This is a genomic window from Nocardioides turkmenicus (assembly GCF_011045035.1).
Taxonomy (GTDB): Bacteria; Actinomycetota; Actinomycetes; order Propionibacteriales; family Nocardioidaceae; genus Nocardioides; species Nocardioides turkmenicus.
Genome location: NZ_JAALAA010000037.1, coordinates 1 through 15632, shown reverse-complemented (window position 1 = coordinate 15632; position 15632 = coordinate 1). Strand labels below are relative to the sequence as shown.

Annotated in this window: 14 protein-coding genes; 7 read left to right on the top strand and 7 right to left on the bottom strand. The window is 69.1% G+C overall.

Features of this window, described 5'->3' with window-relative positions:
- Positions 1 to 92: 92 nt before the first annotated feature.
- Positions 93 to 1439 (top strand): glycosyltransferase 87 family protein, encoded by a 1347-nt coding sequence (locus tag G5C66_RS25170; protein ID WP_165114461.1) that lies wholly within the window; start codon positions 93 to 95, stop codon positions 1437 to 1439.
- Here the strand turns inward: G5C66_RS25170 and G5C66_RS25165 are convergent.
- Both G5C66_RS25165 and G5C66_RS25160 read right to left on the bottom strand, forming a co-directional pair.
- Entirely contained in the window at positions 1406 to 2698 is a 1293-nt protein-coding gene (locus G5C66_RS25165) for a hypothetical protein (RefSeq protein WP_165114459.1), read from the bottom strand. The two genes, G5C66_RS25170 and G5C66_RS25165, sit on opposite strands and share 34 nt — an antisense overlap.
- Positions 2691 to 3200 (bottom strand): SigE family RNA polymerase sigma factor, encoded by a 510-nt coding sequence (locus tag G5C66_RS25160; protein WP_338144320.1) that lies wholly within the window; start codon positions 3198 to 3200, stop codon positions 2691 to 2693. Before G5C66_RS25160 ends, G5C66_RS25165 begins: the two co-directional genes overlap by 8 nt.
- Positions 3201 to 3311: 111 nt before the next feature.
- On the opposite strand from G5C66_RS25160, the gene G5C66_RS25155 reads away from it, so the two are divergent.
- Positions 3312 to 4991, top strand: coding sequence for a DUF885 family protein (locus G5C66_RS25155; protein WP_165114455.1), 1680 nt, complete (start codon positions 3312 to 3314; stop codon positions 4989 to 4991).
- Between the two features lie 502 nt (positions 4992 to 5493).
- Here the strand turns inward: G5C66_RS25155 and yjfF are convergent.
- The 4 genes from yjfF to G5C66_RS25135 form a co-directional block, all read right to left on the bottom strand.
- Positions 5494 to 6489, bottom strand: a complete 996-nt coding sequence (gene yjfF, locus G5C66_RS25150; protein ID WP_165114453.1) for a galactofuranose ABC transporter, permease protein YjfF — start codon at positions 6487 to 6489, stop codon at positions 5494 to 5496.
- Complete coding sequence (locus G5C66_RS25145; RefSeq protein WP_165114451.1) at positions 6486 to 7553, bottom strand: ABC transporter permease; 1068 nt, start codon at positions 7551 to 7553, stop codon at positions 6486 to 6488. Before G5C66_RS25145 ends, yjfF begins: the two co-directional genes overlap by 4 nt.
- On the bottom strand, positions 7546 to 9120 hold the full coding sequence (locus G5C66_RS25140) for a sugar ABC transporter ATP-binding protein (RefSeq protein ID WP_165114448.1): 1575 nt from the start codon (positions 9118 to 9120) through the stop codon (positions 7546 to 7548). The genes G5C66_RS25145 and G5C66_RS25140 overlap by 8 nt, the downstream gene beginning before the upstream one ends.
- 140 nt (positions 9121 to 9260) lie before the next feature.
- A complete protein-coding gene (locus G5C66_RS25135; protein WP_338144319.1) occupies positions 9261 to 10238 on the bottom strand; it encodes an ABC transporter substrate-binding protein in 978 nt (325 codons plus the stop codon).
- Positions 10239 to 10391: 153 nt separating this feature from the next.
- Here G5C66_RS25135 and G5C66_RS25130 point away from each other — a divergent pair, with 153 nt between their 5' ends.
- From G5C66_RS25130 to G5C66_RS25120, 3 genes are all read left to right on the top strand, one after another.
- Positions 10392 to 11483: a DNA glycosylase AlkZ-like family protein gene (locus G5C66_RS25130; protein WP_165114445.1), complete on the top strand. Its 1092-nt coding sequence runs from the start codon at positions 10392 to 10394 to the stop codon at positions 11481 to 11483.
- A gap of 94 nt (positions 11484 to 11577) precedes the next feature.
- A complete protein-coding gene (locus tag G5C66_RS25125; RefSeq protein ID WP_165114442.1) occupies positions 11578 to 12015 on the top strand; it encodes a VOC family protein in 438 nt (145 codons plus the stop codon).
- 74 nt (positions 12016 to 12089) lie between these two features.
- A complete protein-coding gene (locus G5C66_RS25120) occupies positions 12090 to 12755 on the top strand; it encodes a GOLPH3/VPS74 family protein (protein WP_165114439.1) in 666 nt (221 codons plus the stop codon).
- Between the two features lie 58 nt (positions 12756 to 12813).
- Here G5C66_RS25120 and G5C66_RS25115 read toward each other — a convergent pair whose 3' ends face one another.
- Positions 12814 to 13911 carry an epoxide hydrolase family protein gene (locus tag G5C66_RS25115; protein WP_165114436.1) on the bottom strand — a complete coding sequence of 366 codons (1098 nt, stop codon included), beginning with the start codon at positions 13909 to 13911 and terminating at the stop codon, positions 12814 to 12816.
- A 113-nt stretch (positions 13912 to 14024) separates the two neighbouring features.
- Between G5C66_RS25115 and G5C66_RS25110 the strand changes: the two genes are divergently transcribed.
- Positions 14025 to 14981, top strand: coding sequence for an HTH domain-containing protein (locus tag G5C66_RS25110; RefSeq protein ID WP_165114433.1), 957 nt, complete (start codon positions 14025 to 14027; stop codon positions 14979 to 14981).
- Positions 14982 to 14985: 4 nt separating this feature from the next.
- On the top strand, positions 14986 to 15632 hold a 647-nt coding region (locus G5C66_RS25105; protein WP_165114430.1), incomplete at its 3' end, for a GOLPH3/VPS74 family protein.

The following is a 15632-nucleotide window of genomic DNA, read 5'->3' as shown; positions in this document are numbered from 1 at the left end:
CCTCCACCCCGGCCCCAACGCCTGGCGCGCCAGCGGCCTGCCTCACTGACGAGGTTCGCGATGTCACGCTGAGCCCCTGAGAAGATGGCTGCGTGATCACGTTCTCTCGGCGATATCTCCTGGTCACCCTGGCATGGCTGATGACCCGGGGATGGGTGGTGGTCCTCTACGGGTTCCCGGCGGCAGCCGAGGGCTGGGTCGACTGGTGGGGCGCGGAGTGGGGCGTCGTGGGCGACGTCAACTACTACCGCGACAGCCTCGACGCCCTCGCCGAGGACGGAACAGCAGGGACGCTGGTCGAGTATCCGGTGCCGGCGCTGCTGCTGCTCTGGGTCCCGTACGCCGCGATCGGCCTGCTCCGCCTCGGCGGCGAGGCCTACATCGTGGCGGTGCTGGCGATGGCGGTGCTGACCGATCTGCTCTTCATGGTGCTGATCGTCCGCAACCGCCGAGGCGAGCATCCACGCCTCGGGATCTCGGGCGGCGAGGCGTTGTGGCTGGCCGCGGTCCCGTCGCTGGGGGCGACGGCGTACGCCCGTTTCGACCTCTTCCCCGGGATCATGGTCGGTCTGGCGGTGCTCTACACCTCGCGGAGACCACGGGTTGCGGCGACGTTCGCCTCCTTCGCGACCGGCGCGAAGTACTGGCCGATCCTGGTCATCCCGGCGCTGGCGGCGAACCGTGCCGCGCGCCGCGGGGTCATCCTGACGGTCGGCGCGACCGGCGTCGCGCTCGCCGGTCTGAGCCTCGTCCTCGGTGGTTGGGACCGGCTCTGGACGCCGCTGAGCTACCAGAGCGAGCGAGGGCTCCAGATCGAGTCGGTCTTCGCGACACCGGCGATGTTCGTGTGGGGCCACGGCGGGCCGGCGAGCGGCTACGCGATCAGCTACACCGAGTGGAAGGCGTACGACATCAGCGGGCCGCGGGTCGAGGCGCTGCTGCTCGCGGCGACGGTCGCCTCCGTGGTCGTCGGTGCGCTCGTCATCGTCTGGTGGGTGCTCGCCTGGCGTCGCCTCCCTGATGGCGAGAGGACCGAGGAGACGATCGTGTGGCTGGTGCTCGCGACCGTGGCCGCGTTCCTGGTGACGAACAAGGTGCTGAGCCCGCAGTACATGCTCTGGCTGCTCCCGGCCGCCTCCGCCGGCCTGGTCCTGCTCCGCGGACGGGCTCGCCGACAGCTCGGGATCTGGTCGGTCGCGCTGGCCGCGGTGACGCTGCTGACCCACGAGATCTTCCCGCGGATGTACGGCTACATGCTCACCTTCAACGACATCGGCTCACCCTGGATCACCGAGGTGCTCGCCTGGCGCAACGGACTCCTGGTGCTGCTCTTCCTCTACGCCGCGTGGCGCACTACTCGGTTGCTGGCCGTCCTCCCCGAGCGGGGGCGGCCAGCAACCGAGGGTCAGGAGAGGCAGACCTTGGCGACGTCGCCCTGAGCCGAGTAGATCGTGACCGGTTCCTCGGCGAACACCGGTCGGCAGGCCGCCGGGGTGAGCGCGTGCACGGTGATCCCGTCGTAGAACCCGTGGTCCGTGCAGTTCTCGTAGTTCACGTAGACCTCCCCGGGCTCTCTGCCGTCTCGGGCGATCCGCAGGATGACGTACGACGTCACCGGCTGCCCCTCGGCACAGTTCTGCGGCGAGTTGGGGCCCGAGCGGGCCGGGGCGTCCCGGATCGCCTCGACGAGACCGGAGGCGTCGTCGCCGGTGATCTCGCGCGAGCCGGTGAGCGAGGCCGAGGACGGCTCGTACTCGCAGATTGCGATCGAGTCCGGAGCATCGCCCTCGAGCGGTGAGCTCGTCGGCTTCGTCTTCGGTCGCACCGGGTCGCCCTGGGCCAGCGGCGAGGCCGTGTCGCAGCCGTAGGGGTCCTTGGGCGTCGTCTGCAGCGAGGCCTTGATGTCGTCGTTGACGTCGTCGTCGCCGGGACCGGTGAGGATCGTGGCGTACGCGTCCTCGACCTGGACCCGCGTCAGCAGCCAGCCCTCGTGCTCCCAGGAGCCGGTCTCGGGAGCAGGCACGCCCTCGCCGGGCTTCTCGATCAGAACATACGGCTGCCACAGCGCGAACGGAACCTTGCCGAACTCCGCCGGGAAGTCACGGTCACGGGTCTCGTTGCAGGCGATCGCCGGCACCGGCTGGTTGGTGATGTTGGCGACGTAGGGAGTCCGCGGGACGGTGTCCCACTGGTCGCCGGGCTCCGCGATGCACTCCGGCAGCGCCGCCGCCGTGGCGTCGGCCCATTCCTCGGGCACCTGGAAGGCGATGTCGTAGCGGACCGCCCAGCGCTTCCCCTCCGCGGGCGCACCCAGATCCTTGCGGCCCGGGTCGACATAGGTGCCCTCGGGGGCCGCCTCCTTCTGCTCTGTCAGCGGCTTGGGAGCGTCGCCCGAGCTGTCCTTCAGACCGGCGTCGTCGCTCGCGGCCGTGCTCTCGCCGCTGCTGCCGGTGGGCTGCAGGTTGGCCACCACGCCGCCCAGGCCGATGACGGCCAGCACCGCGGCGGCCGCAGCCAGGATCCAGGGAGCCTTGCGGCGTACGGGCGCCTTCACCTGCTCGTCGGACGTGTCGGACACGTCGTCCGGTCCGGATTCCTCAGCGGCCCCGGGGATCGCGAGCTCCTGCGGCTCGAAGCCATCGGCGGCACGGGCCAGGGCGGCCCGGAAGGCCCGCTCCTCACGCTCGAAGTCACTCATTGTCAACCCCCTCGTTCAATCGTTCCCTCAGCTTGGCCAGCGCCCGGTGCACATGTGAGCGGGCGGTGGCTTCGGCGCAGTCGAGCACCACGGCTATCTGTGCGAACGACAGGTCCTCGTAGAACCGGAGCACCACCGCCGCCCGCTGGTTCGACGGCAGCGTCTGCACCAGAGCCCACGCCTCGTCCGCGTCGCGTTCCTCCGGGCCGGGCGCGTGGCTGGTGGCCATCGGCTCGACGTCCTCGACCAACACCAGACGGCGGCGCTTGCGCCAGCCGCTGATCGACCCGTTGACGATGCTCCTCTTCACGTACGCCTCCGCCGTCCCGGACGCCGCCAGCGACTCCCACCGCGGCAGCGCGCGGGTGAGGGCGTCCTGCACCAGGTCCGGAGCGTCGGAGCTGTTGCCGGTCACCAGGTAGGCGAACCGCTGCAGCGCGGGACCCCGGGAGGCCACCCAGGCACCGAAGTCGGGCTCTGTCGCCTCATGGCCGGCATCCACGGACACCTCCTCTGGCATGTTCACACCCCTCCTACGCGAAGTCTGTCGTGTTCGTTGCGTGTAGCGCGGAATTGAGTTGCCCCGGCACCTCCCGGTCCTAGGGTTGGCGGGGTGACCCGTGAAGTAGACGCCCGCACCGACCGCTATGTCGAGGAGCTCTGTGCCCTCGACCCGCTGACCGCGACGTACGTCGGTGTCGCCGGCCACGACGCGGAGCTCCCCGACCTCTCTCCCGACGGGATGCAGGCCGTGGAGGATCTCCATCGGGCGGCGTACGCCGACGTGGCCGCGATCGAGCCCGTCGACGAGCGTGAACAGGTGGCCAAGGAGGCGTTCCTGGAGCGGGTCGGCCTCGACATCGAGTTCGCCGACGCGCAGCTCGACCGGAAGTTCGTCTCCGTCATCGCCAGCGGCATCCACAACCTGCGCGAGGTCTTCGACCTGATGCCGACCGACACCGAGGACGACTGGGCCGCGATCCGTTCGCGGCTGGCCGGACTGCCGCAGGCCGTCGCGGGCTATGCGGCGACGCTCCGCGAGGAGGCGGCGGCCGGCCGGGTGTCGGCCACGGCTCAGTACGCGAAGGTCGCGGACCAGATCCTCGGCTGGACCGGTCAGAAGGGCGCCGGAGACTTCTTCAGCGGTCTGGTGGCGCGCGCTCCCGAGAACACTCCCGCCTCCCTGCGCGCCGAGCTCGAGGCCTCGGCTGCGAAGGCCAACGAGGCGTTCGCCGAGTTCGGCCGGTTCATGAGCGACGACCTGGTCCCCCACGGGCTGCCGAAGGAGGCCGTGGGGCGCGACCACTACCGGCTCTACTCGCGCCGCTATCTCGGCGCCGAGATCGATCTGGAGGAGACGTACGCCTGGGGTTGGGAGGAGCTCAAGCGGCTCTCCGACGACATGGACGCCACCGCTGACCGGATCCTGCCGGGAGCGAGCGTCGCCGAGGCGGCGGCTCACCTCGACGACGACCCCGCACGGCAGCTGGCCTCGACCGACGCGCTGAAGTCGTGGATGCAGAGCAAGACCGATCAGGCGATCGCCGAGCTGGCCGACGTGCACTTCGACATCCCCGAGCCGGTCCGACGGATCGAGTGCATGATCGCCCCGACCTCTGATGGCGGGATCTACTACACCGGCCCCTCCGAGGACTTCTCCCGACCCGGCCGGATGTGGTGGTCGGTGCCCGAGTCGGTCACCTCGTTCGGCACCTGGCGCGAGCTGACCACGGTCTACCACGAGGGCGTGCCGGGCCATCACCTCCAGGTCGCCCAGACCGCCTACCGCGCCGAGCTGCTCAACCGCTGGCAGCGGCTGATGTGCTGGGTCTCCGGCCACGGCGAGGGCTGGGCGCTCTACGCCGAGCGCCTCATGGACGACCTCGGCTACCTCGACGACCCCGGCGACCGCCTCGGCATGCTCGACGGCCAGTCCTTCCGAGCCGCCCGGGTCATCATCGACATCGGCATGCACCTGGAGCTGACGATCCCGGAGGACAACCCGTTCGGCTTCCACCCGGGCGAGGTGTGGACTCCGGAGCTCGGCCGTGAGTTCATCGGCGAGCACTGCCTGATGGAGGCCGCCTTCCTGGACTTCGAGGTCGCCCGCTACCTCGGCTGGCCCGGCCAGGCCCCGTCCTACAAGGTCGGCGAGCGGATCTGGCTCCAGGCTCGCGAGGATGCCCGCGCTCGTGCCGGGGCCGCCTTCGACATGAAGGCCTTCCATCGTGCGGCGCTGGACCTCGGGTCGCTCGGGCTCGATCCGTTGCGGGCGGCTCTTGGGCGGCTGTAGTCGCTGGGTTGGTCAGAGGCATTTGGCCGTACGCCCGGGCTGATGCCTCGGGCTTGGTGCTGTCGTCTCGGGCTGGACTGGGCCGCCGCCCCTGAGTGGCCGCAGGGCAGTCGCTCCTCGGGAGGTGGATGCCCCGGCGCGAATGAAAATTCATTCACCCACGGGGGACGAACGAATTTTCATTCACCCCTCCCCGCCGAACGAATTTTCGTTCACCCCGCCATTCCACCTAGTCCCCTCGGCGCGAACGAAAATTCGTTCGCCACCGATCCCAAGCCCCCACCCAACCCAGACCGCCGCGCCAGACCCCTGCCGCCGACCCGATAGCCAGCCAAAAATTCTCAGCGACGGCCGGTGTCAAGGACCGCGAAGCGGCCGGCGAAGCCGGCGGCCGAAGGCCGTCCTTTACTCCGGACGCCGCTGAGAACACCCTCCGTAACGGGTCGGCGGCAAACACCAACCACAAAACACAGCACCCGGCGGTAGCGGAAAGAAGGCCGATCTACCGCCGAGTCAACACCCGCTGCGCGACCACAAACACGAGCACCAACACCCCGATCGTGATCCGCGTCCACCACGACGACAACGTGCCGTCGAACGAGATGAACGTCTGGATCGTGCCCAGCACGAGCACCCCGAGCAACGACCCGATCACGAAGCCACGCCCGCCGGTGAGCAGCGTCCCGCCGATGACCACCGCGGCGATCGCGTCCAGCTCCATCCCGACCGCGTGCAGCGAGTAGCCCGAGAGCGTGTAGAGCGCGAACAGCAGCCCGCCGAGCGCCGCGCACAGCCCGCTGATCGCGTAGACCCCGACCTTGGTCGCCGCCACCGGCAGCCCCATCAGCAGCGCCGACGGCTCACTGCCACCGAGTGCGTAGACCGTGCGCCCGAAGCGCGTCGAGGAGAGGACGTACGCAGCGACGGCGACGATCACGAGCGCGAAGACCGCGGTCCACCCGAGGTAGTAGCCACCGGGCAGGGTGATCGAGCCGAACGCGATGGCCGAGAAGGTCTCGTCCTTGATCGGGATCGAGTCGACGCTGATCAGGTAGCACAGGCCACGCGCCAGGAACATTCCCGCCAGGGTCGCGATGAACGGCTGGATGTCGAAGTAGTGGATCAGCAGCCCCATCGCGGTGCCGAGGAGAGTTCCGGCCAGCAGCACGACCCCGATCACCGCGACCACCGGCCAGCCGAGCTCGAGCGTCCGGGCCGCGATCAGCGTCGAGAGGGCGACGTTGGAGCCGACCGAGAGATCGATCCCGCCGGTGAGGATGACGAACGTCATCCCCACGGCGAGCACGATCAGGAACGCGTTGTCGAGCAGCAGGGTCAGGAAGACCTGCGGGTCAGCGAACCCCTCGTAGCGGATCCCGCCGACGCCGAACATGCCGATGAACAGGGCGAACGTGCCGAGCACGGGCAGGTAGCGCCGCGGCGGGCTGAACCGCGCGGCACGCGCGAGGAGCCCTTCCTCGGGGACGGTGATACTCATACGACCGCCTCCTCGCGGCTCGGGCCGGTCGGCGTACGGTCACGGCGTCGCTGCAGCACTGCCCGCGCCTTGGGCGACTGCAGCAGGCACACGATCACGACCACCAGCGCCTTGAACAGATAGTTGGCCTCGGCAGGGATGCCGATGTTGGGGATGGTCCGGGTGAGGGTGGCGATCAACATCGCCCCGACCAGCGTCCCGGTGAGCGAGAAGCGGCCGCCGGCCAGCGACGTACCGCCGATGACGACGGCCAGGATGGCGTCCAGCTCGATCCACAGCCCGAGGCTGTTGGCGTTCACCGAGTGGGTGTTGGCGGCGACGATCAGGCCGGCCGTGCCGGCACAGAGCGCGGCGAAGACGTAGACGGTCCAGATGATCGTCCGCGACCGCACGCCCGCCAGCCGGCTCGCCTCCGGGTTGATCCCGACCGACTCGATGAGCAGGCCGAGGGCGGTGCGGCGTACGACGATCTGGGTGGCCGCGAAGACCCCGAGCGCGATCAGCGCGGCGACCGGGAGGGTGAGCAGGTGGCCGGAGGCCAGGGCGGCGAAGGTGTCGTTGTTGACCGTGGTGATCTGGCCGCCGGTCACCAGCATCGCGATCCCGCGTCCGGCCACCATCAGGACCAAGGTGGCGATGATCGGCTGGATGCCGACGACGGAAACCAGGAAGCCGTTCCACAGTCCCAGCGCGACGCAGACCGCGAGCGCCATCGTGACCGCCACGACCGCGGTCCCGGCAGCGCCGTCGGCGGGGCTCTTGACGATGTAGACGCAGGCGACCGCGCCCGCGATCGCCGCCACCGCACCGACCGAGAGGTCGATCCCACGCGTCGCGATCACCAGGGTCATCCCGATCGCGACCAGCAGCACCGGGGCGCCGTTGCGGACGATGTCGACCAGGCTGCCGAAGAGGTGACCGTCCTGGATGCGTACGTTGAAGAACGTCGGCGTCGCGATCAGGTTGACGACCAGCAGGGCGCCGAGGGCGGCCAGCGGCCAGAAGAGGCGGTGGGCGAGCGCGCGGGCGCCGAGCGCCTTGACTGTTCCAGGACTCTCAGGCATCTGCCCACTCCTTCTCGACCAGCCCGCCGGGCTCGCCGGTGATGATCTCGAGTACGTCGTTGACGTCGATGCCGCGGTTGGGTCGTTCGGCGATCTTGCGGCGGTCCTTGAGGACGACGAGTCGATGGCTCAGCCGCAGCACCTCCTCGAGCTCGGCGGAGATGAACACGACGCTCATCCCCTTCTCGGCGAGATCGGCGACGAGCTGCTGGATCTGGGTCTTGGCGCCGATGTCGATGCCGCGCGTGGGCTCATCGAGAAGGAGTACGTCGGGCTCGGTGATCAGCCAGCGCGCCAGCAGCACCTTCTGCTGGTTGCCACCGGACAGGCTTCGCATCGGCAGGCTGGGGTCGGCCGGCCGGATGTCGAGAGCGGTCATGAACTCGCTGACCAGCGTCGAGCGCGTGATCGCCGGGATCGGCCGGAGCCAGCCGCGGCTGGCCTGCAGCCCGAGCAGCATGTTGTCGGCGACGGAGAGCTCCCCGAAGACGCCCTCGGCCTTGCGGTCCTCGCTGCAGAAGGCCAGCTTGCGGTCGATCGCGTGCCGTGGGCTCCGCAGCCTCCGTCGGCTCGAGCCCTTCACGGTCAGATCACCGGTGTCCGGTGCGTCGGCACCGAAGAGCAACCGGGCCAGCTCGGTACGTCCCGAGCCGAGCAGGCCGGCGATACCGACGACCTCACCGGCGTACAGATTCAGGTCGGTGGCCTCCAGGCTCCCCTTCCGGCCCAGGCCGACGGCGCTCAGTACCGGGAGGCGCTGCTCGGCAGAGGTCTCCTCGGTGGCCTCGTGCGCGGCATGGTCGAGGCGTTCGAGCACCTGGAGATCGCGACCGATCATCAGCTGCACCAGCTCGAGCTGGGTCGTCTCCTCGACCAGTCGCTCGCCCACGACGCGGCCGTTTCGCAGGATCGTCATCCGGTCGGAGATCTCGAAGACCTGGTCGAGGAAGTGGGAGACGAAGACGATGGCGGTGCCGTGGTCGCGCAGCCTGCGCATCACCTCGAAGAGCCTGGCCACCTCGTCGGCGTCGAGGCTGGAGGTCGGCTCGTCGAGGATCAGCACCCGCGCGTCGGTGTCGACCGCACGCGCGATCGCGACGAGCTGCTGGACCGCGATCGGATGGCTGCCGAGCTCGGAGGCGGGATCCACGTCGATGCCGAGCGCCTGGAGGGACGCGGCCGCACGGCGGTTCATCTCACGCCGGTCGATCCGGCCGAGTCGGCGAGGCTCGCGGCCGAGGAGCATGTTCTCGGCGACGGTGAGGTTGGGCACCAGGTTGACCTCCTGGTAGACCGTGCTGATCCCGGCGTGCTGCGCAGCCGCCGGAGTGGCGAACTGGGTCTCGACGCCGTCGATCACCACTCGTCCCGAGTCGATCGTGTAGACCCCGGTCAGCGCCTTGATCAGCGTCGACTTCCCCGCCCCGTTCTCCCCCATGAGCGCGTGCACCTCCCCGGGGAGGAGTCGGAGCGAGACCTCGTCGAGCGCTCGCACCGCCCCGAATGTGATGGAGACGTCGAGCATCTCCACCACCGGTCCGGGTGGCTTCACTTCTGCCTGGCTCATGTCGTGCTGGCTCCTGGCGGTTCGGGGCGGGTGCGGCGGGGCGGGATGCTCACCGAGGTACCTCGGTGAGCGCGCACTCCCCTCGTGGAGTTCCACGAAGGAAGCAACGGCTCACCGAGGTGCCTCGGTCGGCGGCGGCGTCAGTACTTCCGGTCCGGCAGCACCTCGGCCGCCTGCTCCGGCGTGAAGGTGGTCTCCTCGGTGACGATGCGCTCGGGGACCTCCTCGCCGGCGACGACCTTCTCGGCGACGTCCATCAGCTGCGGACCGAGCAGCGGGCTGCACTCGACGATGAAGTTGATCTCTCCTGCGGCCAGCGCGGTCATCCCGTCCTTGACCGCATCGACGGTGATGATCTTGATGTCGGTGCCGGGCTTCTTACCGGCTGCCTTGATCGCCTCGATCGCACCCAGGCCCATGTCGTCGTTGTGGGCGTAGACGACATCGATCTTCGGCTCGGACTGCAGGAAGGCCTCCATGACCTGCTTGCCGCCGTCACGGGTGAAGTCACCGGTCTGGGAGGCGGTGATCTTGATCTTGGAGTCGGCCGAGATCTTGTCCTCGAACCCCTTCTTGCGGTCGATCGCCGGGGCCGATCCGGTGGTGCCCTGCAGCTCGACGACGTTGACCGCGCCGTCCTTGTCGACGTCGGAGGCGTCCGCGTTGTCGACCAGCCACTGGCCCGCCTTCTCCCCCTCCTCGACGAAGTCGGAGCCGATGAAGGTCACGTAGAGCGAGGTGTCCTCGGTGTCCACGGCCCGGTCGGTCAGCACCACGGGGATCTTGGCGCGCTTGGCCTCCTGGAGCACCGCGTCCCAGCCGGTCTCGACGACCGGGCTGAACGCGATCACGTCCACCTTCTGCTGGATGTAGGACCGGATCGACTTGATCTGGTTCTCCTGCTTCTGCTGCGCATCCGAGAACTTCAGCTCGATGCCGGCCTCCTTCGCCGACTCCTGGATCGAGGTGGTGTTGGCGGTGCGCCAGCCGCTCTCGGCCCCGACCTGGGCGAAGCCCATGGTGATCGAGCCGTCGTCGGCAGCCTCGCTGCCACCGCACGCGCTGAGCGACATCCCGCCGATGGCGAGTGCGCACAGAGCAGTGAGGGTCTTCTTCACTGTCGTCCTCCAGTGTTTCACTGCGGCGGCCCAGTGTGACCGTCGTCACGATGCGACTCAGTGTGAGCGTTAACATCCGCGTGGTCAAGCGGAATCGGAAGATCGGTACGAATCGGCAGCAGGTCGTCCGGAACTCCCCCTAGTGTGACGACCATGACGCTCACCCTGGCTCCGGAGCAGGCGCGCCGGATCGCGGTCCGTGCCCAGCTCCTCGACGCGCGCCGGCCGGTGTCGTTGGTGGAGACCGTCGACCAGCTGACGCTGCTGCAGATCGACCCGACGAAAGCGATCGCGCCGAGTGCCGACCTGGTGGCCTGGTCGCGGTTGGGGGATGCGTACGACCATTCGGACCTGACCTTCGCCCTCGAGCAGGAGCGCTCGCTGGTGGAGTTCTCCAGCTTCATCGTGCCGATGGACGAGATCGAGACCGTCCTGGCCCTCTCCCCCGGGCGGATCCACCCCACGGCCGTCGAGTGGGTGGAGGCCAACAGCAGATTCCGTACGCAGATCCTGGGTCGTCTGCGAGCCGACGGTCCGCTCGTTGCCGGTGAGATCGAGGACACCGCCGAGGTGCCCTGGGCCTCGACCGGGTGGACGAACGACAAGAACGTGCTGCGGATGATCGAGCTGCTCAACCGGATGGGCGAGGTCGCGATCGCCGGACGCCGCGGGAAGCTGCGCACCTGGGACCTCGCCGAGCGCGTCTACCCCTCCGACCTGCGGCTGCCGTCACCCGACGAGGCACTGAAGGTCGAGACGGTCCGGCGACTGGCCTCGCTCGGGATCGCCCGACCCGGGCGGAAGGAATCCTCCGGCGGCGAGATGCTCGGCGCCGGCGACGCCGGGGTCCCGTGCACCGTGGCCGGCGTCGACGGCGAGTGGCGGGTCGATCCCGAGGCGCTGGCAGCGCTCGATGACGAGTTCGAGCCACGTACGGCCCTGCTCTCCCCCTTCGACCGTCTCGTCTACGACCGCGACCGGGCGCTGGACCTGTTCGGGTTCGAGTACGTCCTGGAGATGTACAAGCCGGCGGCAAAGCGGCGCTGGGGCTACTTCGCGCTCCCGATCCTGCACGGCGAGCGGCTGGTCGGGAAGCTCGACGCCAAGGTGGACCACAAGAAGCAGCAGCTGAACGTCTTCGCCGTGCACGAGGACTTCGGTTGGACTGCCGAGATCGGGGACGCGGTGGAGGCCGAGATCGAGGCTCTGGCGACCTGGCTCGGCGTCGATGTGACCCATCCCTGAAGTAGAGGAGGGCAGATGCGAATTGCTCTTCTCAGCATCATGGCGCGCGCCTACTGTGGGCAGCGGGGTCAGACATCGATCAAAGGAGATCAGCATGGGAACGCTCAACCCCTACATCAGCTTCAACGGCCAGGCGAAGGAAGCGCTCGAGTTCTACAGCTCGGTGCTCGGGGGCAAGGTCGAGATCATGACCTTCGGCGACATGCCCGAGATGGGCGCGCCCGCCGAGAGCGCCGACCAGGTCATGCACGGCTCGCTCACCTTCGACGACGGTCGAGTCCTGATGGCCTCCGACACGCCTCCGGGCATGGACTACGTCGCGCCGACCGCCGGTGTCACCATCGCGGTCACCAGCGCAGACCCGGCCGACCACGAGGTCTACGCCGACCAGTTCGCCAAGCTCTCCGAGGGCGGCACGGCCGGGATGCCGTTCGCGCAGGCACCGTGGGGCGACTACTTCGGCCAGTTCGACGACAAGTTCGGCGTGAGCTGGATGTTCGACGTCGCCGGCCCCGAGTCGACGGACGCCTAGTCAGACCAACGTCGAGGTGAAGATCGTCCTTTCGTAGGAGGTGCGGTCGACCGCACCGCCGTAGCGTCTGAGGCATGCTCATCGCCGAAGATCTGCTGCTGCTCGTCCTCGACGACGACAAGGGCACCCTCACCTCGTCCTGGGTCCAGCAAGCGCTGGGCGGAGCGATCCTGACCGAGCTCGTGATGACGGGCTCGGTCCAGGTGATGCCCAAGGCCGGGCTCACCCCGGCCAAGGCGGTGGCCCTGCCGGGGCACCGGCCGGACGAGCCGATCCTGGCTGCTGCGTACGACGCGTTGGCGACCAAGCCGCTGACGGCCAAGAACGCCGTCTCCGACCTCGGCAAGGGTCTTCACGAGGCCCTGGCCGCCCGGCTCTGCGACCGCAACATCCTCAAGCGCCGCGACGAGAAGATCCTCGGCCTCTTCCCGCGCACCACCTGGCCGGCTGCGGACTCGACCCACGAGAACGCCGTACGCAGCCAGCTGGCCGCCGTCCTCGTGCAGGGCGCCACCCCGGACGCACGGACTGGGCCGCTCATCGCCCTGCTCTCCTCAATCGACCTCGCCCACAGGGTGGTCGACACGAGGGCGGTCGGCTCCGGGACGGTCAAGAAGCGGGCGAAGGAGATCGCCCATGGCGACTGGGCCGCCAAGGGCGTCAGGGAGGTGATGGACGAGGTCGTCGCGGTCATGACCACGGTGATGGTCGCCACCACCGTCACCACGGCGGCCACCTGACAACGTGCTCGGGGATCGCCGCCGCGGAAGGCTGCGATCCCCGGGCTCTCCCCGACCGTCAGGCGAAGAAGACCTTGAGGTCGGCGGCGATGTCGCCGGGTCGCTCCATGGCGGCGTAGTGGCCGCCCTCGGAGAACTCCGACCAGTGCTGGATGTTGGCGTTGTCCCGCTCGGCCAGCGACCTGATGGTCTGGAAGTCGTCCTTGAAGACGGCGACGCCGATCCGGCCCTGGGAGATCTCCGGCTCGCGCTCGGCGCGGCCCTCCTCGTAGTGGTAGCGGGCCGCCGAGGCGTAGGAGTTGGTGAGCCAGTAGTAGGTCGCCTGCTCGAGGACCTGCTCGGGAGTGACCAGCGAGGTGCCATTCCCGAAGGACTCGAAGAGCTCGCTGTAGGCCAGCGTCCCCACCGGCGAGTCGGCCAGTGCCGCGCCGATCGTCTGCGGACGCGAGCCGTTCATGGCGTTGTAGCCGCCGACCGACTGGAACCACTGCATGTGCTCCAGCGCCGCGTACTCCTTCGGTCCGAAGCCCTCGAACTCGCTCGGGTCGCCGGACGGGAACGAGAAGAGCTGGAGGACGTGCGCCCCGAGGAAGCCGTCCGGGTTCAGGATCGCCAGCTCACGACCGACCATCGCGCCGCCGTCGCTGCCGTGCACTCCGTAGGAGTCGTAGCCGAGTCGCCGCATGAGGACGTCGTACGTCTCGGCGACCCGCTTCATCGTCCTGCCGGTGTCGACGAGCGGCGCCGAGAGCCCGAAGCCCGGCATGTCCGGGATCACCAGGTGGAACTCCTCGGTCAAGAGCTCGATCATCGGGAGGAACTCGAGGAACGAGCCCGGGTAGGTGTGGGCGAGCAGGAGCGCCTTGGCGTCCGGGTTGGCGGAGGGTACGTGGACGAAGTGGACGACCTGGCCGTCGATCTCGGTCTGGTGGTTGGGGACCGCGTTGATGCGCTCTTCGACCGCCCGCCAGTCGAAGCCCTTCCAGCGCTCGACCATGTCGGCGAGATAGGCGGTCGGGGTGCCGTACTCCCAGGAGTCACCAGGCACGCTGGGCGCGAACCGGGTGCGTTCCAGGCGGGAGCGGAGGTCGTCGAGATCGGCCTGCGGGAACTCGACGGTGACGGTGCTGATCTGGCTGCTGACCTGCTGGTTCATGACTTCTCCTTGGTGGTTTCCGACCTTGTGAGACCCACGTTAGGAAGGGTTCCGGCAAGCCTGATTCCGCAATTTCGCTGGCCCGTGAATCTTTTCTGGAGGACGCTGACCACGTGCTGGAAACCTCCGCGCGACTCCTGGCGTTGCTGGGCCTGCTGCAGTCCTCGGCCGGTTGGACCGGCACCGACCTGGCCACCCGGCTCGACGTCTCCGAGCGCACCGTGCGCAACGACATGACCAAGCTCCGCGAGCTCGGCTATCCGGTGGAGTCGGTGCGCGGCCCCGGTGGGCGCTACCGGCTCGGCACCGGCGGCAAGCTCCCGCCCCTGCTCCTCGACGACGAGGAGGCGGTCGCGGTCGCCGTGGGTCTCCGCGCCGCCACCGGCATCGCCGGGGTGGCCGAGACCAGCTCCCGCGCGCTTGCCAAGCTCGACCAGGTGCTGCCCGACCACCTGCGCCGCAAGCTGGCCGCGGTGGTCGACGCCATGGAGGCCGGCCCGGTCAACACCGACAGCAACGTCCCCGACCCGGACGTCGACGCCGGCACCCTGCAAACACTGGCCACCGCGATCCGCGACCACCAGGGCGTACGCGCCGACTACCGCGACGAGCCCGTCGAGGTCGAGCCCTACCGGCTGATCTCCTGGCAGCGCCGCTGGTACCTCGTCGCCCGCAACCCCCTCACCGACGCCTGGCTGCCGCTGCGGGTCGACTGGCTACGTCTCAAGGTCCCCGGCGGGAGACCGTTCCGCCCCGCCGACCCAGGCTTCGACCTCACCGAGTTCGTGGTCCGCGAGGTCGCGCGCACCGGCTGGGCCGTCCATGCCCGCCTGGTGATCGCCGCCCCCGCCGACGAGGTCATCTCCCGCATCAATCCCGCCGTCGGCACCGTCGAGCCGATCGCCGCCGACCGCAGCGTCCTGGTCACCGGCGGCGACAGCGTCGAGGTCGTCGCCGTCTGGATCGGCATGCTCGGCCTCGACTTCACCGTCGAGTCGCCCCCGGAGCTCCGCGACCATCTCGACATCCTCGCGAAGCGCTACGCCGCGGCCATCACGCCACCGGGATGACGACATGCTGATCGCGGAAGACCTGGTCCTGCTCGTGCTCGAGGACGTCACCGGACGACCCGTCGGCGGGCTCAGCTCCCGGATGCTCGATCTCCTGGCAGGCGGTGCCCTGGTGTCCGAGCTCGCACTCACCGGCGCGGTCCAGCTGCACCCTGACCCCGTCACGCACATGGTCGAGGTGCACCCGACCGGGGTTCGGATACCGCAGGATCCCCTTCTCCAGCGCTGCCTGACCCTCGCCGGGGGCCACGCACGCCCCGCGCCCCTGATCAGAAGCTGCGGCATCGACATGTTCGGCCACGTCGCCGGCCGCCTCGTCCACCAAGGGCTGCTGCGCCAGGAGCAGGAGAAGCACTTCCTCATCACGCGGACGAGCTGGCCGGCCGCCGAGGTGAGCTACAAAGCGGACATGCGCCGCCACCTCTGCGCAGCTCTGTTCGACGGCGCACACCCGAGCAGGCGTACGGCGACCCTGATCGCCCTGCTCGCCGCCGTCGACCAGGCCCACATGCTCTTCCACTCCTTCGCCCTCCCTCCGGCCCACGTCCAGCGCCGTGCGGATGTCATCGCTCGGAGCGATTGGGCCGCGGGTGCCGTACGCGGGATCTTTCGCGCCTCACGCCGACGCGGCTGGGGCGGGGCCGGCTGGGG